We start from the raw sequence: 23,623 nt of genomic DNA, 5'->3' as shown, positions 1-23,623 counted from the left end.
ATTTGATGGCGTCCAAACCGGCCTCTTCCCGGCTGAAGCCGGTCCTACTATGGGAAAGCGTCGAGCATTACGGCGCGGCGCTCGAAGCGCCGGCATCCCCCATGAACGCCTCCAGCCGCTTGCGCAGCCAGCGTTCGGCGGGGTCGGTGTCCATGACGCTGAGCCAGACCATCGACAGCTCCAGATTCGGCGTCACGAACGGCAGTGGCTCGCCGCGCAGACCGGTTCGGGCCATGGCCCGGGTCAGGTGATCCGGCAAATTGCACAGCAGATCCGTCCCCTCCATCAACGCCGGCAACGTGCTGTATTGCGGCACCGACAGCACGGCGGTGCGCTTGCGGCCGATCGCGGCGAGCCACTCATCCGCAAAGCTCGAAATGTTCGCCACGTGGGACACCACGACGTGGGGCCGGGTGCAGTATTCATCCAGGGTAATCGGCTCAGGCGACGAATCGGCCCGCACCACCATCGGCTGCACGCTGCGCAGCAGTTTCCGCTTGGCGTTGGCCGGCAGCTCACGGGTCAGACAGACGCCAACGGTGATGTCGCCGGACATGAGCAGCTCCGAGACGTTCCAGAAATTGACCTGCTTGATCACCAGCACGATGCCCGGCGCTTCCTCGCGAATCGCGCGCAGCATCGGCGGCAGCAGGCTGTATTCGACGTCGTCGGAGAGGCCGATGCGGAAGGTCATGTCACTGCTGGCCGGGTCGAATTCCCGCGTGAGGCTCAGGGCGACGGACATCGCGTCCAGCGCCGGCGACAGGTGACTGATGATCTCGTTGGCCCGCGCGGTGGGTTCCATGCGGTGACCGACGCGAATGAACAGCGGATCGTTGAACAGCGCACGCAGGCGGTTGAGGGCGGCACTGATGGTGGGTTGGCCGAGGAACAGCTTCTCGGCGGCGCGGGTCACGTTACGCTCTTGCATCAAGGTCTCGAACACCACCATCAGGTTGATGTCGGCCTTGCGCAGCTCATTGCGATTCATACATCGTCCCCGTTACCCGACATTCGTCACCCTTCTGTAGAGGTCTGCGACAGATGGACGCAGTGTATGGAGCACGGTCGTTCGCCGTCCAGCCTTCTTGGCTGAAGCCAGTCACGCCAACTGAGTGCGCCGCCTTTTCAACCATCCCCGGCCGCGTCGGCGTTGCGCTGGTTTTGCTTTTTACGGTCGGCATCGGGCGGGCGTACCATCTGCACGGTGATGCTTTGATCCTCGCCCGCGTACATGACCGCGCTGATGCCGCCGCTCTCATAACTGGCGACGGTGGCGACATTCAGCAGCAGCAACGTGCTGCCGACGCCGGTATCGCCGATCTGCAGCCCAAGGTCATACAGGTCGGCGGAATGCCGAGCATCAAGGCCCTGACCCGTGCGGCTCAACTCGGCCAGCACTTGCATGAGCATCATTTTTAATCCGGGATGCTGGCGGCTGTCGTAGAATATCCTCACCGGGCGCTCGTCCACGGGCAACGAATTCAGCGCATGAATCCAGCCGTCCTCCAACATCCGGAGGTTTTGCGCCGTGGCCGCAGCGCCCGCGGCTGCGCGCGTCGCCACCTTGATCGGCCGATGCAGATAACCCAGCACCGGAGCGGCCTTGTACGCCTCCAGCTGGAACCGTCCCCAGCGCACCGGCAGCCACAGACTGGATTCAAAATAACGGCCGTCGTCTTCATAGGTTTTCAAGAAATCGCGCAGGTGCGCGTGCCAATAGTCGGTCGGCATCGTCCTCGGGATGATCGCGGCCGGCTCGCCCGCAGCCGTTCGACGCTGCTGATACTCCGCCGCATAGGCCTTGTCGGTCTGCCAGAAAAACGTCCACAGCCTGCCCGGCGCGGTACGCATGAATGCCTCGCCGGTGGGTGTAGCCACGGTGCTCCGCTCCAATCCTGACACGCGGTTGCTCAGCAACAGCGCGGCGGTGTTGGCGGTGGGGGAATTGTCGGTTTCGGCCGAGCCGCCTTCCTCGTCGCTGACCAGCAGGGCCTGCGGCAGCCTGCGATGCTCCTCCATAATCGCAAAAAGCTTCTCGATCATGGCCTGGGTTTTGTCACCCCGCTCGGCGAACTGCGCCACGAACTGGCTCTGCCCGAGAACGGCGGCGTTGCGGCCTTCGTTGATCATCCATGCAGCGCTGACCTGTTCGTCGGCCGGGCGCAGTGAGCCGACCACAAAGGTCGGGATCGGCCAGAACGTTACCGCATGGGCGGCGGACCCACGGAATGCAGCGCGACGAAGCGGGAAGAGCCAGTCCCGGGTGGTGTAGTCATGGGGCGATGCCGTGGGCGCGAAGGGGACTGTCTGCTCGCCATTGCTCAGCGAGGCCCAGATCTGCTTCAGCGTAATGCCATGCATGCCCAAGCCGGTGCCCTGAATTTCAAGGGCCCAGGTCAGTCGCGCTTCCTCGTAAAGCCATCGGCGCTGGGCGTCGAATTCTGCTTCGCTGCGATGCTCGCACAGCATGAACTTGATCAAGCTATGGGCCAAGAAGAGGAAGGCAAGCGCAAAGGCGATCCCGATACAGCCGTTCCAGACTAAATGCTGCATGTCCGCTACGGGCAATCCGTTGGCAGCCACGCTGCGTGCCACTGCAAAGAGAAAAGCGAGCCACAGGCCGATCAGCAACGCCAGCACACGAAGATAGCCTCGAGGCCATAGGAACTCAGGCTGGTTGATCACGCGCCGGGTCTTGACCACCGGGCGTCCATCTGGAGTGTCTTGAGCATCCATCACCACATGTCCTTGTCTGGCTGGCGGAACAGCAGCACGGCGGTGACGCTGCCATCGGTCATCAGCTCCAGACGGGCGTCGTCACTGGCCAGTCGATAGGTGGTCACGCCGCGCAACGCCTGGGCAAAGCGGTCACCGACGTGATCGAAGCGCGGGTTGTGACAGCGTGAGCCGGTGAGGGTGATGTCCTCCACAAACAGCCGCTCGCCCTCGACACGGTAGCGGCCGTCGACTTGCTGGCAGCCGGCGAAACCGATCAGCGTCTGGTCCTCGGCCTTGAAGATCACGAACCCCACATGGCTCTCCTGTGGGATATCGGTGAGTGCATACGGCGTTCCGCCCAGGTCCAGTTGGGTGAGTTTCCAGACCGTGGTTTGCAAGGGTCTGGATTTATCCGGCGCCGGTTGCGGCTGCCTTTCGCAGCCCGCCAAGCCGCCCATCAATGCTGCAAGCACGAAGGGCAGGCCGTAGAACAGTCCTTTAGGGTTCATGCGCTTCTCCTGAGGTCAACGATGGATCGCCTTGGCTTTGGAGCCGGTAGGGCGTAAGGCGCGTAGTGCACCCGTGCGCCGGCGAACACCTGTCGCAGGCGCAGGTAGCTCCAGTCTTCGCGGCGGCCGGAGTAGCGGTTGAGCAGGTCGCGGCTGTCGTTCGCGCCGTCCACGCTCGTGCCGGGGTTGGCATCGCTGAAGATGGCCGGGTGGCCGGCGCGGTGCAGGCGCAACATCTCGCGGCCCGGTCCACTCAAGGGGTCGCGTGGGGGCACGGTCGGGACCACGGATTCGCCCTTCAGTACGGCGCGCTCATCGGCTTTTTGCTGGGCGCGCCACGCCGTCAGCGCCTGCTGGTACTCGTGGTCCTGACGTTCCAGAGACTCATGCAACACCCGGCGTTCATCGTCGGTTTGGGGATCGGTGAGCACGAAATGCGCGCGGGAGTCATGCACGTACTGCTCAAGAAACAGGCCGACCTCAGGGTGCAGGGCAGGGGCATGACGCCATTCCAGGTGAAAGCCTTTTTCCAGGGGCGACGCCAGGCTGTACTGCAGCTTTTCGAGATATTTTTGCCGCTGGGTGTCGTCGCTGAACGCCTGGATACGCTGATGCAACTGCCGATTGGCCTCGATCATGTCTACCCGCTCCTGATCGCCACTGGCGCCCACGAACGAGAGCTGACTGAAATGCTCGTCGGCGAGGACCTGCTTGCGCCAGCCCAGGTAGAGCTTGCGGTGGGCCAGAAAATGGGTGGTCACGGGCGCACCGGCTTGCAGGGCGGTGAGTTGCGACATGTAGGTGTCGAAGCTGTCCTGGAGTTCGGGGCTGATGGCGAGGTCGTTGACCAACTCCTCACGCGTAATCTCCTCCAGTCTCAGCATCGGCACGCCGGCTTTACGGGCTCGGCGGTACATGTCGTTGAGCGGAATTTGCGACAGCTTGTCAGCGGTAGTGTGGCGCATACTGCCGTCGGCGTTTTGAGTGCCTTTGCCCTGATCTCTGAGACCGTAGCCTCCGCCGACATCGGCATGCATGCCGGGATAAACGATCTCCAGGCAATTGGGCGTGTAGGTATCACCGGCGCGAATCAGGTCCACCGGGAAGGAGGCCCGGTTTTCATGGGCGGCCACGATGTGCACGCATTGCTCGACACAAGGCGGGATGGTCAGCAGCGACTGATCGCCCCAATACTGATGGCCGTCAACTGGCAGCGGGTAGGCGTCGGCAAGACCCACCGAGGCCACGGTGTCGAACAGCCCCATGAAACGCACGCGCAGCGGGATGCCGCAAAAGGTGCTGTCGTTGTTGCCGAAGTGCATCAGCAGTTGATTAAGGAACGAGCGTGCGGCTGTCGCGCCCCGTGAAAAGCCGAATAGGTCGAGGGTGATCTCGTCTATTTTCGGGCCACCGATGCGGGGGATCAGCATCGTGGTGATCTGGTCGCGCCATCGGGGGATCAGGTTGTCGTTTTTGACGGCGTGGGTGATGGACTGGGGATTTTCGTCGACTAAAAAGCGTCCGTATGCGGTATCGGCAACACGGTTGGCTATAAACAGCATCGCATAGCGAATACGGTGGTCGCCCATTGCTCCTTCTCTAGCGCCATCCGGATGCGGCTCGGATTCACCTATCTCAGAAAAGCGTGTTCCAACGCCCTGAATATAAAGTCGATATACGCACTCCAGTTCATTGTTCACAGCTAGATCGTGCAGCCTTGCTATGTTGCTATGAGAATTATGTGGTTTGTCCTCGTCTTTACTGTTGCGTGTCCCATCGAAATAAACCGAAAAACTCATTTTTAAACGACAGGGAAATTGCTCTGTAGGAGCAAAGAGTTTCGGCAAGATGAAATGTGAGTTCGGCGCATCGGAGGGCCGCCAGCTAAGGTTGCTCATTTTGTGATTCCTTTCGTTTGTGAAAATTCTTTTTTGGATAACTCGGGCCGGGGTAATCAGGATGTCGAGGCGTTAACATACTGGGGATAATCAATACATCATCGTTCTCCATAATATGCAGGTGACTGCCACCAGCGTGATCGTATGGATGAACTAAAACGTCTCTTTCTTTCCACTGACAGTTTTTCCCGTAGGGTTGGCAGCGCCTCCACTTCACTTGCACACTCAGTCCCGGGTGCCACGGAGCTGGTAGACTAAGAGCGCCTGCTACCGTGCTCCCACCGGTTCCAGCCGCACCGACACCACGACCGTTCAGAAATACTGGCCGTACAAACGTATCGCTCATGTCGTGGTCCATGGGGATTACACTGCTCCCGAAATATAGCTTCTTAACAACAGGCTCAGGTTGCGGGTACTTTGTATAGTTAACAACTGCAATCAATGTCGCAGTTGCTCCCCAAAATATGCCGAGATTGAGTTGTTTCATGGCTAATATCTATTACTCCAGATACAACACTTCCTCGTACTCAGCGTTGAGATAGCTGAGGTAAGCCTTCCTAAATTATTCATTCGGGGATTCCTTTCTCTTGCGGAAGTTTTTCTTGGGATAGTTAGGGCCAGGATAGTTCTGATGCCTAGGGCCTAGCATCGTCGGAATTATAAGAACTTCATCGTTTTCTAATATGTGCAACCAAGCACCTGCTGTTGAGGAATAGGGATGAACTAGCACATCCTTCTCGGTCCAACGACATGCCTCCGAATCGGGCACCGGGTTATTTCGATCAAATCGATCACACCGCCTCCACTTAACCCGAACCGTCAAACCCGGATGCCATGGCGCCGGCAGACTAAGCGCCCCTAAAGAAGTGCCGCCGCCTCTTCCTGCCGCACCAACTCCCGACCCATTAACAAATACCGGACGCACAAACGTATCGCTCATGTCGTGATCCATCGGCGTCACGCTGCTGCCGAAATACCGCGTCGTCGACACAGGCTCCGAAGGCGGCATCAACCCCCACCGAGCCACCCCGATCAGCACCACCGTCACCCCCCCAAACACCCCCAACGGCACGCGCTTCACAGCGTCACCTTCTCTGGCCCCATGTCCTCCCCAAGCGCCTCGGCCAGTGAACTGCCGGTCAATCGCAACTCCACCGCCGCCAATCCCGCACATCGCTGCGCCGCTGTAGCGCCGGTGCGCAACGCCCACACCACAAACTGGCCAAGGTCGTTTTCAACCGCATACCCCGCAGCGGCCGCTTGGGACAGCACAGCCTGCACCGTGGCATGGCGGGTTTCGCGACAGCCCTTGATCGAGGTGTGCAGAGCAACCGTGGTCTTGAGCTCATGGATCAGCCGGTCCGCCGCTGTCGCCAGGCGCAGGCGTTGCTGCTGCGCGGCATCCAGCGCCGTCGACACTGGCGTCAACATTTCCATCTTGTCCGGCAGGGCGAGCAGCCGACCCATGCCGTTGCGGTCGCCATAGCACCAGGCCTGCCACGGCTGACAAAACGCGGTGCGCTGGCTGTGGCCCCACACGCTCATCAATGCGGTCAGCGCTCGACCATCCGCCAGCCGTTGCCAGGTTCTGGCGGTCGGGTCCGGGCCGCGCATCCAGTGCAGCAAATGCTCGCGCACCGCGTCCATCGGCAGGGCGCTCGCCAGCCAGTTGACCCCGCGCGCGCAGCCGTCGATGCCCAGCGTTGCGGTACGCTGCGGGGTCATCAACCAGGACCCGAGGGCTTGGGCCGCCCTGGAATAGTCGGCGAACAGCGACACCGCGCCGTCAGGGTCCCGCGCCAGTCGTTCGCCGAGCCGTTGCTGCATGGCCCCGTCGAGCAAGATCACGCTGCTCAGCGCTTTGGCCTCGACCAGAGCGGTATAGGATTTCGGCAGCGCGTTCACAGGGTCACCTCGGCGGCGCCGTTCAGCGCGGCCTTGTGCAGGCACTTCAGGCAAATTGGGTCGCCGGGCGGCGGCATCGTCACCGAGACCCGATCGGTTTTGGGGCCCGTCCAGTGATAGGCGCTGGCATGGGTTAACACCTTGGCCTGTGTGCCCATCTCGATGCCGCCGCCGATCTTGATGTAGCTGCCGTCGTCGGCGACAAACCGCAGACTGGGCGCGCTGATCACCACTTCGCCCTGCTGCGCGCAGATCTGCAGGTTTTGCTGCGCGGTCAGTGCGATGTCGGCGTTTTGCGCCTGAACCCGCACCGCGCCGCGATTGGCGATGGCGCTGATGCCCTGATCCTCGGCAAACAGCGCGATGCCTTGCCCGGCATTGAGGCGCGTCGCCTGGCCACTGGTGACCTGCACATGGCGGCGGGCGAGGGTGTCGTGGTTTTCCCCGGCGATCTGCAGGTGGGAGGCGGGGGTTGCGCTGACCGTCCCGGCGACAGCGGCAATCGCCAATACAGGATCGCCGGACAGGGCGCTGCCCGGTTCCGGCCACTGTCGCAGCGATTGTTGCAGGCCTTCAAAGCCTTGTTCGTCCATGGCCTGGCTGCCCTGAGCGCCTGCCGTTTGCCCGAGCGCCTTGAACAGTTCCCCGCATTCCGTCAGCAAGTCGAGCAACTCGCGCCGATCCAGTTGCGCGCCGTTGGCTTGGGTGCGCGCGTAGGTCGTCAGCAACATGCCTTGGGCGGCGCGCAGCGCGATGGCGGCGTCGGTGCGCAATTCCGCGCCGTCGCCACGGGGGCTGGCGCTGCCCCGCACACGCGGAGTGGTCAGTTTGCCCAGGTTCAGTGCAGTGGCCTGATGAGTGCTGGCCAGCCGCGTGCGCAGTTCGCCGCAGGTGTCGTCGAACAGCAGTTCGTTGTAGCCCCGGCCGCTGTGCTCACGACTCTTGATGCCCGACAGCGCCTTGTTCCCGGGCAGGCCGGCTTCGCCGCTGAAATAGGGTTGGGCGTGGGTGCCGTTGTACATCACGCCGGTCACCACTGGCCGGTCTACGTCACCGGCAACGTGTTGCACCAGCACTTCCTGACCGATGCGCGGCACGAACTGATGGCCGAAACCCGTGCCGGCGCTGGGCATCGCGACGCGCAGCCAGGCCGTGTCTTCGGCATCCTCGCGCGGGGCCTTGTCCCGGGTTTCGGCATGCCGCTGCCAATGGAAGCGCACGCGAACCCGCCCCAGTTCGTCGGTGAACACTTCATCGCTCTTTGGCCCGACCACCACGGCGGTCAAAGGCCCGGAAATCACCGGTCGCGGCACCGTCAGCATCGGGCGAAAGGGGATCGTGCGGCGAATGCAGCTGAAGGTGTTGCTGTACTCGGCGGGTCGGGTTGACAGGTAATTGTTGCGGCCCTGGTGTTCGACGCTGAGCAACAGGAAGCAGCGGTCCTCCCGAGCGCCCAGGTCATGATCGAAATGCTGAGTGAGCTCGAAGGTGAAGCCCGCGCGCAAACTGCGGCAATTGCTGGCGCCGGTGAAGCCTTTACCCTTGCCCTCATGGGCTTCGATGCGCCGGCGCAGCAGCGTTTCGCCCGCCACGTAATCACGATGGGAATAGGGTTGCGTGCGGCCGTAGATCTCCAGGGGCGGGACATCACCCTGCCGATTGAGGCTGACCATGCTCACCGGCATTGCATTGGCGGGCTGTTTGTAATCGTTGGTCTGCAGGCTGATACGGGTGGATTGCAGCTGCCGATGGACGCTCCACTGGGTGATGGCGTCTTCGGGTTCGGTGACGGACGCGCGGTGGTAGCGGATGCGCGGCTGCTCCGGCAATTCGGCCAGTTCCCGTGAGCGGTCGGTGACTACCAGCCTGTGGCCATCGGCGTCGTGCTCGAAGTGGAACAGCAGCCCTTCGTGCTCAAGCAAGCGCAGGACGAAATCGAGATCGCTTTCGAAATACTGGGTGATATAGCTGTGCGGCTTCAGCTCATCGAACAAGCGAAGTTCGAAGCGTGCCACCGAGCCGTAAGCGGCGAACACAGCGCGGAGAATGTCCTCGACGGTCTTCTCCTGAAAGATCCGCGAGTCCTGACGCTGACTCAGCAGCCATAGCCACGGGCTCAACGTCGCCGAGTAGCGGCACAGCCCGCCGTCACTGCTGATCATGCTGAAGCGGCTGATACAGCCGTCGATGAAGCGCACACCGCCGTCCGCGAGCTCGATCTGCACCTGCGCGGGCGTGCCGATCAGCGACTTCAGCTCAATGTGGGCATCCTGGGCGAGCAGTTCCAGCTCGTAGGTAAACAGCTCCGACAGCGCTTCTCGGCCCGTGAACGAATCGAGGAGCAATTCCTGCGCGCCGTGAAGCACGGTTTTGAAGGTGATCAGGCGGCGGTTCTGCGGTGAAAAGATATCGGGCAGTTCGTTGAGCATGCGGTCTCCTGCGCCCGGGCATCCGATCGATGGGTCGGTGGCCGGGCGATATCGGGTTCATTGCGTCCATTCAGGGCGTTGCGGGGTGAAAGGTGTCGGGCGGCAGTCAAGCATCCCGATCGGTGCGGGGATGTAGGCCGATTCTGGGCGTGGCGTAGGGGGGATCGGGTTTGTTACGGGGACATGCCTTACAAACCGCTCTTTATTAAAGGCGCTGAAGAGCGTGTTACTTCCCCCGCTGCCAGCGCATTCAAATGAGCACAGGCAATGCGCTTTTCCCGATGAACTTCAGCAGAACCCCATGAGTCAGCATTAAAACGCTCACCATGAGGCTCTACATTCCATGCAGATTTCCTTGAAAGGCCAGGTCGCCCTCGTCACCGGCGCCAGTTCCGGACTGGGTGCCGGCGCGGCGAAAGGGCTGGCAGCGTCCGGCGCGGCAGTGGTCGTCAACTACCATTCGCAGCCCGAACCCGCGCAGAAGCTCGCGCAAGAAATCATCGACGCCGGCGGCCAGGCCATCGCCATTGGCGCCGACGTGTCCAACGAGCAGGACGTGGAAAGGCTGTTCGCCGAGACCCTGAAGGCGTTCGGCCGTCTGGACATCCTCGTCGCCAATTCCGGTCTGCAGAAGGATGCCGCCTTCGCCGACATCACCCTCGAGGACTGGAACACCGTCATCAACGTTAACCTCACCGGCCAGTTCCTCTGCGCGCGCGCTGCAGTGCGGCAGTTCGCCAAACAGGACATCCGCCCCGAGGTGTCTCGCGCCCTGGGCAAGATCATCCACATGAGCTCGGTGCATCAGGTCATACCCTGGGCCGGCCACGTCAACTACGCCGCGTCGAAAGGCGGCGTCGATCTGTTGATGCGCAGCATTGCCCAAGAGGTCGGCGAGCAGCGCATCCGCGTCAACAGCATCGCGCCGGGGGCGATTCGCACCGCCATCAACACCAAGGCCACCAGCGGCGACGCCGAGAAGAAACTCCTGGAGCTGATCCCCTACGGTCGGGTGGGCGAGGCGGATGATGTGGCCAACGCCATTGTCTGGCTGGCCTCGGATGCGTCCGACTATGTGCATGGCACGACGCTGTTCATCGACGGCGGCATGAGCCTCTACCCGGAGTTCCGCAACAATGGCTGAACACACCCCGAACCCCGATGAGCAGACCGAGCAAGAACCGCAGAACGCTATCGAAAACCACGGGATCATTGGCGACATGCGCAGTGCGGCGCTGGTCGCCGACACCGGCAGCATCGACTTCTGCTGCTGGCCCGACTTCGACAGCCCGAGCATCTTCACCGCGCTGCTGGACACCCCCGACGCGGGCATTTTCCAGTTGGCGCCGATCCTGCCGGATGCCCGTCGCCAGCAGCTGTATCTGCCGCAAACCAACGTGCTGATGACGCGCTGGATCGCCAAGGACGCCGTCGTCGAAGTCACTGACCTGATGCCCATTGCTTCTGAAGTCGACAACCTGCCGCGCCTTATCCGCCGTATTCATGTGCGTCACGGCCAAACGGCGGTGCGCATGCTCTGCCGGGTGCGCCACGATTACAGCCGCGCTGACACCACCGCGCAGATGGACGGCGACGACATCCGTTTCGAGGCTGAGGGTCAGCCGGCCATGCGTTTGGCGGCGACCACCGCATTGACCCTCGAAGGTCACGCCGCAGTGGCCGAGTTCGAGATGAAGCAGGGTGATGTGGTCGAGTTCATGCTCGGCGGCGCCGATGATCCGCTGGTCAAAGCCACCAACTGCGACTGCGATTTGAAAAACACCGTCAATTACTGGCAGCACTGGAGCCGGCATTCCAATTACCGCGGCCGCTGGCGTGAAGTGGTCAATCGCTCGGCCCTGGCGCTCAAGCTGCTCACCTCGCGCAAGCACGGCGGCATTGTCGCTGCGGCGACCTTCGGCCTGCCGGAAGAAGAGGGCGGCGAGCGCAATTGGGACTACCGCTACACGTGGATCCGCGATGCCTCCTTCACCGTCTACGCCTTCATGCGCCTGGGTTACACCGAAGAAGCCAATGCCTTCATGCATTGGGTCCGTGAGCGCATGGGCGACTGCTGCGAAGACGCCAACAAGCTCGGCATTCTCTACGCGCTGGACGGCCGCGAAGAATTGCCCGAAGAAGAACTGGATCACCTCAGCGGCTACGGCGGCGCGTCGCCGGTGCGCATCGGCAACGAGGCCTACAAGCAGACGCAGCTGGACATCTACGGCGAGCTGCTCGACGCGGTGTACCTGGCCAACAAATACGGCGAGGCCATTTCCCACGAGGGCTGGAAGCACGTCACGCGGCTGGTCAATGAGCTGTGCGAAACGTGGAACAGCAAGGACGTCGGGATCTGGGAAATGCGCGGCGACGATCAGCATTTCCTGCATTCGCGGCTGATGTGCTGGGTCGCGCTGGACCGGGCGCTGCGGCTGTCGCTGAAACGTTCGCTGCCGGCGCCGTTCGAGCGCTGGGACCGGGAGCGTCAGGCCATTCATGACGACATCTGGGAAAATTTCTGGGACGCCGATCTGGGTCATTTCGTCCAGCACAAGGGCAGCAAGAACCTCGATGCGTCGATGTTGCTGATGCCACTGGTGCGTTTCGTCGGCGCCAGTGATCCGAAGTGGCTAAAGACCCTGGACGCCATCGAACGCACCCTGGTGCGCGACGGCATGGTCTTCCGCTATCGCAACGACGATGACCATCAGGACGGCCTTGAAGGTGAGGAAGGCGCGTTCGTGGCCTGTTCGTTCTGGTACGTCGAGTGCCTGGCCCGCGCCGGGCGTGTGGAGCAGGCGCATCTGGAGTTCGAGCAATTGCTGCGCTATGCCAACCCGCTGGGTCTGTACGCCGAGGAGTTCGACGCCCACGGCCACCACCTGGGCAACACGCCGCAAGCCCTCAGCCATCTGGCGCTGATCAGTGCGGCGAGTTTTCTGGATCGCAAACTCGAAGGCAGCCAGACCCTCTGGCAGCCCTGACTTCCGGGATCAAAGGAGAAAATCGATGGCTCATGCATTCAAGGTCGGTGATCACGTGCGCTGGAATTCCGAAGCCGGGCACATCGTCGGCAAAGTGACGAAGGTGCACACCAAGGAGGTCGAGTTCATGGGCCGCCATCGCCATGCCTCGCCCGACGCGCCGCAGTACGAGGTCAAGAGCGACAAGACCGGGCACCTGGCGATGCACAAAGAGGACGCGCTGGAAAAGGCTTGAGTCATGCGTTTTTGATAACAGATGGCCCGGATACAACAACGCAGCGATGACCGAAATCATCGCTGCGTTTTTTGTGGCGGGTTCAGCCGCTTAAGGAATCAGTCGCTGTGCCCGCAGCGTGTCGAACACGTCAAAGAACGCCTGGTCGCTGGCCTGGAACTCCTTGAAGCCCAGGGCACGGCTTTTCGACATGTCGGTCACCACTTCGATGGGGCGACCGAGGTCAGCATCGGTGTGCCACGGCGAGATCAGGCGACTGATGTCGGCTTCTTTCAAACCGTGGGCGCGCACGAGCTCGTCCCATGCCCCTTGATCGTTGGCCATCTGCTCTTCCAGCGGGGACACCTTCTCCGGGAATGCAGCAGGGTGCACACCGAAGTACTCGGCGATCTGGCCCCACATCCACTTCCAGCGGAACACGTCGCCGTTGGTGATGTTGAACGCCTGATCCGCCGCCGCAGGGGTCGTCGCTGCCCACAGCTGCTGTTTGGCCAGTTGCCGCGCGTCGGTCATGTCGGTGAGGCTGTCCCACTGCATGCGGGAGCCGGGGAACACGAACGGGCGGCCGGTGGCTTTGCAGATCGACGCGTACACCGCGAGGGTAGTCGCCATGTTCATCGCGTTGCCCACTGCGACGCCGGTAACGGTGTGCGGACGGTGCACGCTCCAGGTGAAGCCGTCGCGTTCGGCGGCGGCAAACACTTCATCTTCCTGGGCGTAATAGAAATTCTCGATGTCCAGCCGCCCTTGGGACTCACGGAACGGCGTCTGCGGCAGGGTGCCTTTGCCGTAGGCTTCGAACGGGCCGAGGTAATGCTTCAGGCCGGTGACCAGCGCGACGTGCTTGACGCTCTTCGCCGGGCTCAACGCGTCCAGCACGTTACGCACCATGGCGGCGTTGACGCGGATGTTTTCAGCTTCCGTGGCTTGACGCGACCAAGTCGTGAGGAAAACGTGGGTCGGCTTGAGGTCCGCGAGGGCCTGCTGTACCGATGCGGGGTCTTGCAGGTCTGCCGCGACGGGGATCACGCCAGGCGTCTGGGAGGGACGGCGGGAGAGGGCGGCCACCTGCCAACCGTTATCGAGCAACAGTTGAGTGGTTGCGCTGCCGACGATGCCGCTGGCGCCGACGACCAAGGCCGTTTGGGTCATGGGGATCTCCTGTTTGATCGGGTTGAACGAGCTTCATAACGATGTAGCTCTCAGGTTTCAGAACGGCATCGCTGCCCATAGGTTCAGCTGAATTGGTCGGGTGCGACCACACACCGCGCCGGGGCCCTCCGTTAACTCATCCGACCAGCAGCGCCGCGCCGTACATGCCGATGGCGAAGACCACATGGCCGACCACATTCTGCAACCGCGCCACGTTCGGCTTCGGCGCCTTGTTGCACGCCACGCCGACACCCATGCCGGGCTGCAGGATGAACCAGCCGGCGCCGACGGTGACCAGCCCGACGATCAACGCTGGCAGAAAGGTCGGCGCGTGCGCCCACTGCACGCCCCAGATAAACAGCAGCGCCGCGGCGAACAACACGCCGACGGTGTAATGCATGAACCAGCCAATTGCCAGCTCGTTGGGAACGGGAGGAGAATTGCCGATGCCATTGCGGTGCACGAACTGCCCCTTGGGCATCCCGGCGAACCAGCGACCGACGAGGTGCCAGGGCGGGGCCGGCAAACCCAGCAGCGCCTTGAGCAGCAGAGCCCAGAGATCCAGCAGCGGGGTGCCGCCGATGCCGATGAGAATTGCCAGGTAGATGAATTCGAACATGTCCGTCCCTGCGTGCTGTCAGTGATCGATGGGCGAGTGATGGCCGGACACGTTAGCAGTTTTGTCAGGGAAAGCGCGTGGGTTGAATGCATGCGTTGCATGAGTGGGACCGGCTTCAGCCGGGAAGAGGCCTGCATGAACACCGCGAGATTTGCGGTGTGACATCCGAAGCCTTCCCAACTAAAGCCGGTCCTGCATTAACGGTCGCTCAAGCACTTACCAGCGGTCATTGCCACGACCGTGGTCAAACCCCCGGCGGTAGCCACCGTCGTAGTAGCCGTGGGGCGGTGGTGGCGCGAAACGGCGATATTCGACCCGCTCACGCACCGGCACATAGACAACCTGCTGGTACTGCGGCTGATAAAGCGGCGCGTAGCGCGGTTGCGGACGGTAATCCTGATAGCGATCATGACGGTTGTTGTTCGACTGACTGATCACCGCGGCCAGTACGGCACCGACGGCGGCTCCGGCGATGACAGGCACAATCACGTTGCGTTCGCTGGCGGACGCCGTGCCGGCGCCAACGAGCAGACCGGACAGGATCAGGGCTTGGGTCATCTTGGAAATCATGGTGTCTCCTTTGGCGAAAGAGTGGGTTCGCCATGGACGTATGAAACACCGGATCCGTGTAAACCCACGTCTAGGATCGGTAAAGGTTGGGTAAACCCGGATGTGCTCAATCGGCGCAGCAGTGCACGACCGGCGATCGGTTAACCGCCTGCGACGATGTGATGTTCGGCCATCCGAGAGGTCACTTGTGCAGTCCAATGGATTGCGACGGCCTTGTCCTCCTCGTGTCACGCTTTCCCCTGCCACCTCAGGCACCTCTTTTTGACATCGTTGCCACTGGAAAACAGCCCATGCGCCTGGCCGACTTCATCCTGCAGAACATCGAACCCATCCTGCAAAAGTGGGAAGCCTTCGCCAGGACCATGACGCCCGCCGCCAATGGCATGGACTCCGCCGAACTTCGCGACCACGCCGAACAGATGCTCCGCACGATCGCCGCTGACCTCCAGACCTCACAGACCGATGAGGCGCGGGTATCCAAGTCGAAAGGCGAAGCGCCCGATTCCGATAACGTCACGTCGGCCGAGACCCATGCTGAAGTCCGTCATTCGTCCGGCTTCACCATCGGTCAGATGATCGCCGAGTACCGGGCCTTGCGCACCAGTGTGCTGATGCTGTGGATGCCGCCCAAGGAAGTGAACCGGGCAGACGAGATTGCCGACATTCTGCGCTTCAACGAAGCCATCGATCAGGCCTTGGCCGAGTCCGTCGTGACCTACACCGATAATGTCGATGCTGCGCGCAACGTCTTCCTCGGCATCCTCGGTCACGATTTGCGCAGCCCGCTGGGGGCGATTTCCCTCAGCGCCGAAGTGCTGCTGCGTGCAGGCGACCTGCCACCCAAGGCAACCAAAAACGTGTCGCGCATCTACACCAGCGTCAAGCGTTCGACCAAGATCGTCGGTGACCTGCTGGACTTTACCCGGACGCAACTGGGCTCGGGAATTCCGGTGCGAGTGGCGCGGGATGATTTTTTCCAGGCCTGCGAAGCCATGGTGGAAGAGACCAGGGCCTACCATCCGGATCGTGAGATCGACATGCGCGGCGACACCCGAGTCGTCGCGCAATTTGATCGGTCACGGATGGAACAGGTCATGTCCAACCTGATAGGCAACGCGATCAAGCATGGCAACCCCCTGACTCCGGTCACCGTCACGCTGATGGCGGGTGCCAAAACGGTGTCCCTCTCGGTGCACAACGAGGGCCCGCCCATTGAGGACAGCGTGAAAGCAACACTCTTCAACCCGATGGTGCGCAACTTTCAGGACGGAAAAGTGGAATACGGCGCGGCCGCAGGTCTTGGCCTGGGGTTGTATATCGCAGCGGCGATCGTCGACGCCCATAACGGCAGCATCAAGGTCGACTCCGCAGCCGACCGCGGCACCACCTTCACCGTGTCCTTGCCGTTGATCGGTGACGCAGGCGACTGAAACGCGCAGATCCCGGGGCACAAACGCTGCAATCGATACAAAGGGCAACGACCGCCGATCAGCCGGCTGTCAGGCTCGGGAAACCTCGAGCAACAAGTTGAATCAACTGGTTACGTAGGTGAGGTTAGGGGAAGTATATGGTGACCGACGATCTAGTCCGGTGGAACAGCCACTGGCGGTTAACCGACCACACAGTGTTGTGCAGGACCTGCAAAGCCAGGCAAAGCGAAGCCGAGCGAGAAGCGACCTTCGTGCATCTGCCGACCTGCGGCTATGCCCGAGAGGCCGCCCACCCCTGGGATGAGCTCGACGCGAGCTGCGGAATGCTGCAGACCTCCCATTGAATCGGACCCTGTTGCCGATCGCTTACTGCGATGGCTCGGCCACGGCGCTGTACATCAGGCTCGGGGCCTGACCGGCTACGTCATCGAGCTCGCCGCAACGGTGCATGCCGATTTTCTCCAGCACCCGAATCGACGCCGCGTGGGTCGGCCGAACGTAGCCGTAGACCTCTTCCAGCTTCAAGCTTGAAAACCCGAAGTCCAGCGCCGCTCTGCCCATCTCCGTGGCAAACCCCTGTCCCCACGACTCAACGGCGAACCGATAGCCCAGATTGACCCTTTGCACGCCCAAAAAATCATGAAACCCGATGCCGCCGAAGCCGATGATGTGTTCGGGGGCCTCCTTGTGCGCAATCGCCCACCAGCCAAAACCGTGGGTCTGCCAGTGCTCGATCCAGCCCTGAAGCATGGCTGCTGCCTGGGCCTCGTCGGTCATCGGCCCGGAAGGGTTGAACAGCTGGGTCTGCGGGTCGCTGTAGATGGCGAACAGGCGGGCGAGATCATCAGGTTCCGGGGCGCGGTAGATCAGATGAGCGCTGCTCATGGCCATGGCAAGTGATCCTTAGGTTAGCCTTCAGAGTATTTGCAGCGGATCGCTGCTGCTGACGTCCTGATCTACCAGTTGAATGCGGTTGCGTCCACCGCGTTTGGATTCATACAAGGCGGCGTCGCTGCGTTCGATCAATTCTGCCAGGCTGGATGGCGGTTGGCTGAACAGGCTGGCACCGATGCTCAACGTAACGGGCTGGGGGGTGGAAAAAGTTGCCGAGGCGGTCGCGTGAAAGGCCTCGCGCAGCGTGCTCCCCACGGCCAGCAAATGCTCGCTGGAGGTGTCACTGAGCAACACCACGAATTCATCACCGCCCAGGCGCGCGGCGAGCGAACCGGTGGGCAAGGCCCCGCGGATAATTTCACTGAGCGCGACCAGCAGTCGGTCGCCGGCGCTGTGGCCATAAAGGTCGTTGACCAGCTTGAAATTGTCGATGTCCATCAGCAGCAGCGCCCCCGGCCGCGCCTGCGAAACGTTTTCCAGCAGACGCTGCCCGCGCACTTCCAGCGCGCGGCGATTGTACAGGGCCGTCAGCGGATCCCGCGCCGCCAGCCGGGCGATGCGTTTTTCCCGGCGATGACGCTCCGAGCCGGTCATCGACAGGGCGATCAGCATCACCGCCATCGTTCCTTCGACCAGCGAAATCTGGATGATCTCGCCACGAAAGGCTGCCAGATCGATCAGCGTGCCAGGCACCACCGCCGTGACCGCCTTGGAAAAATAGAACACGCCGTGGGCCAGCAGCACATAGCGCAATTGCACCGCGCCGACGCTCAGGGACTTGCCGTGAGGGCGCAGCAACCCGCTGGCCTTGACCATCAGCAGAGAGATCAACAGCGAGTCGGCTGCCAGCATCACTTTCGACCACCACGGCTGGTCCGGCAGCAGCAACAACCCGATCCACAGGACGAAGATCAGGTACCAGGCCCGCGACACCCGGGTCTCGGTAAACCGCGCAACGCCCAGCAGGAACAGCCAGTGGGCGGTGACCAGCAAGCCGTTGGCGAACCAGATGCCAATCACCAGAATGCCGCTGCTGCGCAGCAATGCCAGGGTCGAGCCCACTGAAATAACGGCAAACCCCGCGCTCCAGAACAGCAGCGACGGCTCCCGCACCGTCCGCCACTCCACGGCCAGGTACAGCGCGGCGGCCGCAGCGAGGGCGATGGTCATCGTCAGCAGGGTGATCGGGTCGAGCGCCATAAGCAGCCTGATGGGTAAGGGTTGCGGTGTCGTCGCGAGTCGAAGCGCCGAGGGGCTTTCTTTCGCTGGCTGATGTGTATCGGCCACCCCGACAAAACTTTAACGCCGGCGCCGTTCCGCTAGAATGGCGCGGACCCGGTCCTGCCGCCGTTATTCCAGGTCTTTTTTGGCTACGAACGGCTGCAACCATCGGTACCCCCAGACAGGACGTACAAGCGAGGCGGCAGTGATCGAGCGGCGAGAATTCAGCGGAGGCATGAAGGGCAAGAACCTTCGCTACGTGGATGAAAACAGGCGACGCCCCTCGGCCCAGACCCGAACCGGCTTCCTGCTGCTCGAACACTTTTCGTTGCCGGCTTTCACCCAGGCCCTGGACACGTTCGTCACCGCCAACCTGCTGCGCCCCGATCTGTTCACGTCGAGGACATTTGGCTTGCACGAGGGCGAAGTGGTCAGTGATCTGGGGCTGGTGATCCGGCCCGACACGCGGCTCGACGCGACGGCGCTGAAGGACCTGGACCTGCTGGTCATCTGCGGCGGTTATCGCACCGAGCTCAAGGCCGATGAGCCGCTGGTGCACCTGCTGACCACCGCCGCCGAACAGGGCATCACCCTCGCGGGGCTGTGGAATGGCGCCTGGTTCCTCGGCGCAGCGGGTTTGCTCGACGGCTACCGGTGCGCCATTCACCCCGAGCACCGCGCCGCCCTGGCGGAGATCTGCAAAGTCAGCGAAGTCACCAGCGAAGCTTTTGTCATCGACCGCGATCGTCTCACTGCCGCAAGTCCCGCCGGGGCCTTCCACATGGCGCTGGAATGGATTAAGACGCTGCACGACAAGGCGCTGATCGAAGGCATCGAGGACATTCTGTCTTTCGAGGAGTCGCGCTATCGGCGGATCAAGCCGAGCCGGCACATGACGGTCAGCGCGCCGCTCAAGGAAGTAGTCAAGCTGATGGACGCCAACCTTGAGGAACCCCTGGAACTGGAGCAACTGGCGGTGTACGCCGGACGTTCGCGGCGACAGATCGAGCGGCTGTTCCAGGAACAACTGGGCACCACCCCGCAGCGCTACTACCTGGAACTGCGCATCACCGAGGCCCGCCGCCTGCTGCAGCACACTGAGCTGACCCAGGTGGAAGTGCTGGTGGCCTGCGGGTTCGTCTCGCCGAGCCATTTCAGCAAATGCTACAGCGCGTACTTCGGCTATCGGCCTTCCAAAGAAAGGCGTCTGGTCAAATGAGCGCTGCCTTGATTTGCCCCTTGGCCAGCCCAACCCTGTAGGCTTCGTCCTCAACAGAACAAACGTACCCAGCCCGGGGCAGAGACAGCGTGAATGAGTGAGATCAGCACCAAAATAATCACCGTCGAGGGCCATGCCGCCCTGAAGAAGGAGCTCGATTACCTCTGGCGCGAGCACCGGCCTGATATCACGCAGAAAGTGGCGTGGGCCGCTTCCCTGGGGGATCGCAGCGAGAACGCCGACTATCAATACAACAAAAAGCTGCTGCGCGAGATCGACCGGCGAGTGCGCTACCTGCGCAAGCGTCTGGAAGACATGCGCGTGGTCGCCTATTCGCCGGAGCAGGAAGGCCGGGTGTTCTTCGGCGCGTGGGTCGAAGTCGAGGACGAGGAGGGTGAGAGCAAGCGTTTCCGCGTCGTCGGTTATGACGAGATCTACGGACGTATGGACTACATCTCCATCGATTCGCCCATGGCCCGGGCGCTGCTGAAGAAAGAAGTCGGTGACGAAGTCTCAGTGCCGGTTCCGTCCGGCAGCAAGCAATGGTGGATCACCAAGATCGAATACCTGAAATAGCAGGGGCTTTGCGCGGGTTGACGGTGGGCGGCGCAGTGCCGCCAACCGTCATGCCCCACCCTTAGCCCTCGCGCAGCACTTGCAGGGGACTGGCGTTCAGCGCCCGCCGTGTGCCGACCACGCCCGCGCCGCCCACCAGCAATGCGCCGATCAGCGGCAGCACCAGCAGCCAGATGTGGGGGTGCCACTGCAGGTTGAAGGCGTAGCGGTACAGCGCAAAGCTCACCAGCTCGCACCCAATTGCCGCCAGCACACCACTGACCGCCCCAAGCAGGCCGAACTCGATGCGCCGGGCCTTGGTCAGCAACGCGCGGTTGGCGCCCAGCGCCCGCAGCAACGCACCCTGTCGGATCCGCTCATCCAGGGTCGCCTGCAAGCCGGAGAACAACACCGCCATCCCCGCCGCGAGCACGAACAGCAGCACGTACTGCACCGCCATCGTCACCTGATCGAGGATGCTGCGCAGCTGCTCCAGCAACGCCTCTACCTGCAGGATCGTCACCGCCGGGAAGGCCCGGGACAGCTCGACGATCTGCTGATCATTGCCGGGCGCCAGATAGAAACTGGTCAGGTACGTGGCCGGCACGTCCTTGAGGGTGCCGGGCTGGAAGATCATGAAGAAGTTGGGCTGAAAGGTGTCCCAGTTGATGTCGCGCAGGCTGGTGACTTTGACCTCGCGGGTCAGCCCGCCGATCACGAAACCGAGGGTGTCGCCCAGCTTCATGTTCAGGCTGCTGGCCAGCTTGGTTTCCACCGACACGCCCGGAACTTCGCCATCCGCAGGTGGCTGATCGCTGGTCCACCACTGGCCGGCGGTGATGCTGTTGCCTTCCGGCAGCGTCGCCGCCCACGTCAGGTTGAGGTCGCGCTGGGTGGCGTTTTCGCCACGGGAGTCCTTGGTGACAAACTTGCTCACCGGCTCGCCATTGATGGTCATCAAGCGCCCCGGAATCATCGGGTACAGCGGCGCGCTGTGGGTCGACAGGCGGCCGATGCGTTCCGCGAAGTTGTCTTTGTCGTTGGGCAGGATGTTCAGCGCGAAGTAGTTCGGCGCATCCTTGGGCAGCTGGTTCTGCCAAGTGTCGAGCAGCTCGCCGCGCAGCAGCGCAATCAGCCCCATGGACAGCAGAATCAGACCGAACGCCAGGGACTGGCCGGCTGCGGCCATGGGGTGGCGCAACAGCTGACCCAGGCCCAGACGCCACGGCAGCGAGGCCCCGGCGAGCAAACGGCGCAGGCTTTTCAGGGCCAGCAGCAACACGCCGCCGAGTATCAGCGCCGCGATCAGACCGCCGCCGAGCAGGGCGAAGGTCAGCACCAGGTCCAGACTCAGGCGCCACATGATCAGGCCCAGTGCGAACAATGCCGCGCCGTAGACCAGCCAGGTGCTGGCCGGGATGGGCAGCATGTCCCGACGCAATACCCGCAGCGGTGGCACGCGACCCAAAGCAGCCAGGGGCGGCAGTGCGAAGCCGGCGAGGGCGACCAGTCCGGTGCCGATTCCGGCAACTGCGGGCAGCCAGCCTCCGGGCGGGACGGCAGCAGGCAGCAGGTTTTCCAGCAAATGAAACAGCCCGAGTTGGGCGAACCAGCCGAGCAAAGCGCCCGCCGCGCTGGCCACGACGCCGAGCATGGCCAGCTGCAAACCAAACAGCACCAGCGCTTCATTGCGCGACAGACCCAGGCAACGCAGCAACGCACTGGCGTCGAAGCGGCGCACCGCGAAACGCGCCGCCGACAAGGCCACGGCCACGCCGGCCAGCAGCACGGCGACCAGACTGGCCATGTTCAGGTAACGCTCGGCTTTGCCCAGCGCGCCGCCAATCTGCTGGTTGCCATCGCGGGCGTCGTCGATCTTCTGATTCGGCGCCAGCCCGGGTTCGATCGCTTTGCGATACGCGGCGAGGTCCTGGGGCGTGCCGCGCCACAATTCCCGGTAACTGACGCGGCTGCCGGGCTGCACGACCTTGGTGGCTTCAAGGTCGGCCATGTTGATCATCACCCGAGGCGTCAGGCTGTAGAAGTTGCCGGCGCGGTCGGGTTCGTAGGTCAGCACCCGGGTCAGCTTCAAGGTCTTGGAGCCGACGTCGATGCTGTCGCCGACTTTCAGGTTCAGCGCCACCAGAATCCGCGCTTCCGCCCAGGCTTCGCCGGCTTGGGGCTCACCGCCAACGGTTTCGGCTTCATAGGGGGCAGGGGCGCTTTTCAGCTCGCCGCGCAACGGGTACGCCGCGTCCACGGCCTTGACACTGGCCAACTGAATGCCGTTATCGGTGGCGACCACGCTGGAGAAGATGACGATCTGCGAGTGATCCAGCTTCAGCGCTTTGCCGGCGTCGACCTGTGCGGGCGTCGCCGGTGCGGAGCCGCCGAGAATGAGGTCAGCACCGAGAAACTCCGTCGCTCGCAGCAGCATGGCGCTGTTGAGGCGTGCGCCGAAATAACCGATGGCCGTACTGGCGGCAACCGCCACCACCAAGGCGAAGAACAGCACGCGCAGCTCGCCGGCGCGGGCATCGCGCATGAGCTGGCGCGCCGCGAGGCTGAGCAGACGGGAAAAAGGCAGGCGTGCCATCAAGGCTCCATGGGGGCGACCAGTCGGCCACCCTCGAGACGGATCAGGCGCCGGCAACGATGGGCCAGACGCTCATCGTGGGTGACCAGCACCAGGGTGGTGTTGCGTTCCTGGTTCAGCTCGAACAGCAGATCGCTGATGCGCTCGCCGGTGTGGCTGTCCAGGTTGCCGGTGGGCTCATCGGCGAACAGCACGTCCGGGTCGGCGGCAAACGCACGGGCGATGGCGACACGTTGCTGCTCGCCGCCCGACAGTTGCCGCGGCGTGTGGGTCAAACGCTGACCCAGGCCGACGCGTTCCAGCAGATGCCGGGCCTGGTCACGGGCGTCTTTGCGGCCTTCCAGCTCCATCGGCAGCATGACGTTTTCCAGCGCGTTCAGGCTGTCGAGCAACTGGAAGGACTGGAACACGAAGCCCACGTGTTCGGCGCGAACCCGGGCGCGCTGGTCTTCGTCCAGCTCGCTGAGATTGCGCCCCGACAGGACGACGGAACCGGCGCTGGGCAGGTCGAGGCCGGCCAGCAGACCGAGGAGGGTGGATTTGCCCGAGCCAGACGCGCCGACGATGGCCAGCGTGTCGCCCTTGTTTAGTTCCAGGGAGAGTTCGTGCAGGATGGTCAAGTCACCTTCGGTGCTTGGGACCACTTTGCTGAGGTTCCGAGCACTGAGAATACTTTCGCTCAT

Annotated in this window: 21 protein-coding genes; 6 read left to right on the top strand and 15 right to left on the bottom strand. The window is 62.6% G+C overall.

Features of this window, described 5'->3' with window-relative positions; all coding sequences use genetic code 11:
* Positions 1 to 67 precede the first annotated feature (67 nt).
* The 8 genes from ACYASU_RS04910 to ACYASU_RS04875 all read right to left on the bottom strand — a co-directional run bounded on the left by ACYASU_RS04910 (position 68) and on the right by ACYASU_RS04875 (position 9,462).
* The gene (locus ACYASU_RS04910; RefSeq protein ID WP_192172408.1) at positions 68 to 991 is read right to left on the bottom strand and encodes a LysR family transcriptional regulator; all 924 of its coding nucleotides are present in this window, start codon (positions 989 to 991) and stop codon (positions 68 to 70) included.
* 137 nt (positions 992 to 1,128) lie between these two features.
* Complete coding sequence (locus ACYASU_RS04905) at positions 1,129 to 2,739, bottom strand: type VI lipase adapter Tla3 domain-containing protein (protein WP_463582118.1); 1,611 nt, start codon at positions 2,737 to 2,739, stop codon at positions 1,129 to 1,131.
* Positions 2,739 to 3,230 carry an META domain-containing protein gene (locus tag ACYASU_RS04900; protein ID WP_463582117.1) on the bottom strand — a complete coding sequence of 164 codons (492 nt, stop codon included), beginning with the start codon at positions 3,228 to 3,230 and terminating at the stop codon, positions 2,739 to 2,741. The genes ACYASU_RS04905 and ACYASU_RS04900 overlap by 1 nt, the downstream gene beginning before the upstream one ends.
* Positions 3,227 to 5,128, bottom strand: coding sequence for a T6SS phospholipase effector Tle1-like catalytic domain-containing protein (locus tag ACYASU_RS04895; protein WP_463582116.1), 1,902 nt, complete (start codon positions 5,126 to 5,128; stop codon positions 3,227 to 3,229). Before ACYASU_RS04895 ends, ACYASU_RS04900 begins: the two co-directional genes overlap by 4 nt.
* Positions 5,115 to 5,615: a DUF3304 domain-containing protein gene (locus ACYASU_RS04890; RefSeq protein WP_463582115.1), complete on the bottom strand. Its 501-nt coding sequence runs from the start codon at positions 5,613 to 5,615 to the stop codon at positions 5,115 to 5,117. Before ACYASU_RS04890 ends, ACYASU_RS04895 begins: the two co-directional genes overlap by 14 nt.
* A 75-nt stretch (positions 5,616 to 5,690) precedes the next feature.
* On the bottom strand, positions 5,691 to 6,068 hold the full coding sequence (locus ACYASU_RS04885; protein WP_463582114.1) for a DUF3304 domain-containing protein: 378 nt from the start codon (positions 6,066 to 6,068) through the stop codon (positions 5,691 to 5,693).
* A gap of 137 nt (positions 6,069 to 6,205) precedes the next feature.
* Positions 6,206 to 7,033 (bottom strand): DUF4123 domain-containing protein, encoded by an 828-nt coding sequence (locus tag ACYASU_RS04880; protein WP_463582113.1) that lies wholly within the window; start codon positions 7,031 to 7,033, stop codon positions 6,206 to 6,208.
* Positions 7,030 to 9,462, bottom strand: a complete 2,433-nt coding sequence (locus ACYASU_RS04875) for a type VI secretion system Vgr family protein (RefSeq protein WP_463582112.1) — start codon at positions 9,460 to 9,462, stop codon at positions 7,030 to 7,032. The genes ACYASU_RS04880 and ACYASU_RS04875 overlap by 4 nt, the downstream gene beginning before the upstream one ends.
* A 343-nt stretch (positions 9,463 to 9,805) precedes the next feature.
* Here ACYASU_RS04875 and ACYASU_RS04870 point away from each other — a divergent pair, with 343 nt between their 5' ends.
* Genes ACYASU_RS04870 through ACYASU_RS04860 form a run of 3 tightly spaced genes read left to right on the top strand, consistent with a single transcriptional unit; the run spans position 9,806 to position 12,684 of the window.
* Positions 9,806 to 10,606: a glucose 1-dehydrogenase gene (locus ACYASU_RS04870; RefSeq protein ID WP_192172409.1), complete on the top strand. Its 801-nt coding sequence runs from the start codon at positions 9,806 to 9,808 to the stop codon at positions 10,604 to 10,606.
* Entirely contained in the window at positions 10,599 to 12,449 is a 1,851-nt protein-coding gene (locus ACYASU_RS04865) for a glycoside hydrolase family 15 protein (protein WP_463582111.1), read from the top strand. The genes ACYASU_RS04870 and ACYASU_RS04865 overlap by 8 nt, the downstream gene beginning before the upstream one ends.
* Before the next feature lie 25 nt (positions 12,450 to 12,474).
* Complete coding sequence (locus tag ACYASU_RS04860) at positions 12,475 to 12,684, top strand: hypervirulence associated TUDOR domain-containing protein (protein ID WP_172612667.1); 210 nt, start codon at positions 12,475 to 12,477, stop codon at positions 12,682 to 12,684.
* A 90-nt stretch (positions 12,685 to 12,774) separates the two neighbouring features.
* Here the strand turns inward: ACYASU_RS04860 and ACYASU_RS04855 are convergent, their stop codons facing one another.
* The 3 genes from ACYASU_RS04855 to ACYASU_RS04845 all read right to left on the bottom strand — a co-directional run bounded on the left by ACYASU_RS04855 (position 12,775) and on the right by ACYASU_RS04845 (position 15,025).
* A complete protein-coding gene (locus tag ACYASU_RS04855; RefSeq protein ID WP_463582110.1) occupies positions 12,775 to 13,836 on the bottom strand; it encodes an SDR family oxidoreductase in 1,062 nt (353 codons plus the stop codon).
* Between the two features lie 136 nt (positions 13,837 to 13,972).
* Positions 13,973 to 14,455 carry a DUF2938 family protein gene (locus ACYASU_RS04850; RefSeq protein ID WP_463582109.1) on the bottom strand — a complete coding sequence of 161 codons (483 nt, stop codon included), beginning with the start codon at positions 14,453 to 14,455 and terminating at the stop codon, positions 13,973 to 13,975.
* A gap of 216 nt (positions 14,456 to 14,671) precedes the next feature.
* Entirely contained in the window at positions 14,672 to 15,025 is a 354-nt protein-coding gene (locus ACYASU_RS04845) for a hypothetical protein (protein ID WP_463582108.1), read from the bottom strand.
* 290 nt (positions 15,026 to 15,315) lie between these two features.
* Here ACYASU_RS04845 and ACYASU_RS04840 point away from each other — a divergent pair, with 290 nt between their 5' ends.
* Positions 15,316 to 16,455, top strand: coding sequence for an ATP-binding protein (locus ACYASU_RS04840; protein ID WP_463582107.1), 1,140 nt, complete (start codon positions 15,316 to 15,318; stop codon positions 16,453 to 16,455).
* A 366-nt stretch (positions 16,456 to 16,821) separates the two neighbouring features.
* On the opposite strand, the gene ACYASU_RS04835 is transcribed toward ACYASU_RS04840, so the two are convergent.
* Both ACYASU_RS04835 and ACYASU_RS04830 read right to left on the bottom strand, forming a co-directional pair.
* Positions 16,822 to 17,346 (bottom strand): GNAT family N-acetyltransferase, encoded by a 525-nt coding sequence (locus ACYASU_RS04835; RefSeq protein ID WP_463582106.1) that lies wholly within the window; start codon positions 17,344 to 17,346, stop codon positions 16,822 to 16,824.
* 24 nt (positions 17,347 to 17,370) lie between these two features.
* Positions 17,371 to 18,549: a GGDEF domain-containing protein gene (locus tag ACYASU_RS04830; RefSeq protein WP_463582105.1), complete on the bottom strand. Its 1,179-nt coding sequence runs from the start codon at positions 18,547 to 18,549 to the stop codon at positions 17,371 to 17,373.
* Positions 18,550 to 18,805: 256 nt separating this feature from the next.
* On the opposite strand from ACYASU_RS04830, the gene ACYASU_RS04825 reads away from it, so the two are divergent.
* A complete protein-coding gene (locus tag ACYASU_RS04825) occupies positions 18,806 to 19,789 on the top strand; it encodes a GlxA family transcriptional regulator (protein WP_463582174.1) in 984 nt (327 codons plus the stop codon).
* A 102-nt stretch (positions 19,790 to 19,891) separates the two neighbouring features.
* Positions 19,892 to 20,365 (top strand): transcription elongation factor GreB, encoded by a 474-nt coding sequence (gene greB / locus ACYASU_RS04820; RefSeq protein WP_172613149.1) that lies wholly within the window; start codon positions 19,892 to 19,894, stop codon positions 20,363 to 20,365.
* A 61-nt stretch (positions 20,366 to 20,426) separates the two neighbouring features.
* Here greB and ACYASU_RS04815 read toward each other — a convergent pair whose 3' ends face one another.
* Both ACYASU_RS04815 and ACYASU_RS04810 read right to left on the bottom strand, forming a co-directional pair.
* Positions 20,427 to 22,940, bottom strand: a complete 2,514-nt coding sequence (locus ACYASU_RS04815) for an ABC transporter permease (protein ID WP_463582104.1) — start codon at positions 22,938 to 22,940, stop codon at positions 20,427 to 20,429.
* Positions 22,940 to 23,623, bottom strand: coding sequence for an ABC transporter ATP-binding protein (locus tag ACYASU_RS04810; protein WP_065988527.1), 684 nt, complete (start codon positions 23,621 to 23,623; stop codon positions 22,940 to 22,942). The genes ACYASU_RS04815 and ACYASU_RS04810 overlap by 1 nt, the downstream gene beginning before the upstream one ends.

The sequence above is a fragment of the Pseudomonas sp. HP_12 genome (assembly GCF_055283955.1).
Note: the sequence above shows the minus strand (reverse complement) of the source record. Positions and strands in the feature narration are given on the sequence as shown.

Coding starts and splice junctions, on each gene's coding strand:
- ACYASU_RS04815 (WP_463582104.1), bottom strand. CDS start 22,940: ATGGCACGCCTGCCTTTTTCCCGTCTGCTCAGCCTCGCGGCGCGCCAG.
- ACYASU_RS04860 (WP_172612667.1), top strand. CDS start 12,475: ATGGCTCATGCATTCAAGGTCGGTGATCACGTGCGCTGGAATTCCGAA.
- ACYASU_RS04810 (WP_065988527.1), bottom strand. CDS start 23,623: ATGAGCGAAAGTATTCTCAGTGCTCGGAACCTCAGCAAAGTGGTCCCA.
- ACYASU_RS04875 (WP_463582112.1), bottom strand. CDS start 9,462: ATGCTCAACGAACTGCCCGATATCTTTTCACCGCAGAACCGCCGCCTG.
- ACYASU_RS04855 (WP_463582110.1), bottom strand. CDS start 13,836: ATGACCCAAACGGCCTTGGTCGTCGGCGCCAGCGGCATCGTCGGCAGC.
- ACYASU_RS04845 (WP_463582108.1), bottom strand. CDS start 15,025: ATGATTTCCAAGATGACCCAAGCCCTGATCCTGTCCGGTCTGCTCGTT.
- ACYASU_RS04830 (WP_463582105.1), bottom strand. CDS start 18,549: ATGGCGCTCGACCCGATCACCCTGCTGACGATGACCATCGCCCTCGCT.
- ACYASU_RS04825 (WP_463582174.1), top strand. CDS start 18,806: ATGAAGGGCAAGAACCTTCGCTACGTGGATGAAAACAGGCGACGCCCC.
- ACYASU_RS04900 (WP_463582117.1), bottom strand. CDS start 3,230: ATGAACCCTAAAGGACTGTTCTACGGCCTGCCCTTCGTGCTTGCAGCA.
- ACYASU_RS04895 (WP_463582116.1), bottom strand. CDS start 5,128: ATGAGCAACCTTAGCTGGCGGCCCTCCGATGCGCCGAACTCACATTTC.
- ACYASU_RS04910 (WP_192172408.1), bottom strand. CDS start 991: ATGAATCGCAATGAGCTGCGCAAGGCCGACATCAACCTGATGGTGGTG.
- ACYASU_RS04835 (WP_463582106.1), bottom strand. CDS start 17,346: ATGGCCATGAGCAGCGCTCATCTGATCTACCGCGCCCCGGAACCTGAT.
- ACYASU_RS04850 (WP_463582109.1), bottom strand. CDS start 14,455: ATGTTCGAATTCATCTACCTGGCAATTCTCATCGGCATCGGCGGCACC.
- ACYASU_RS04840 (WP_463582107.1), top strand. CDS start 15,316: ATGCGCCTGGCCGACTTCATCCTGCAGAACATCGAACCCATCCTGCAA.
- ACYASU_RS04870 (WP_192172409.1), top strand. CDS start 9,806: ATGCAGATTTCCTTGAAAGGCCAGGTCGCCCTCGTCACCGGCGCCAGT.
- ACYASU_RS04905 (WP_463582118.1), bottom strand. CDS start 2,739: ATGGATGCTCAAGACACTCCAGATGGACGCCCGGTGGTCAAGACCCGG.
- ACYASU_RS04885 (WP_463582114.1), bottom strand. CDS start 6,068: ATGAGCGATACGTTTGTGCGTCCGGTATTTGTTAATGGGTCGGGAGTT.
- ACYASU_RS04865 (WP_463582111.1), top strand. CDS start 10,599: ATGGCTGAACACACCCCGAACCCCGATGAGCAGACCGAGCAAGAACCG.
- ACYASU_RS04890 (WP_463582115.1), bottom strand. CDS start 5,615: ATGAAACAACTCAATCTCGGCATATTTTGGGGAGCAACTGCGACATTG.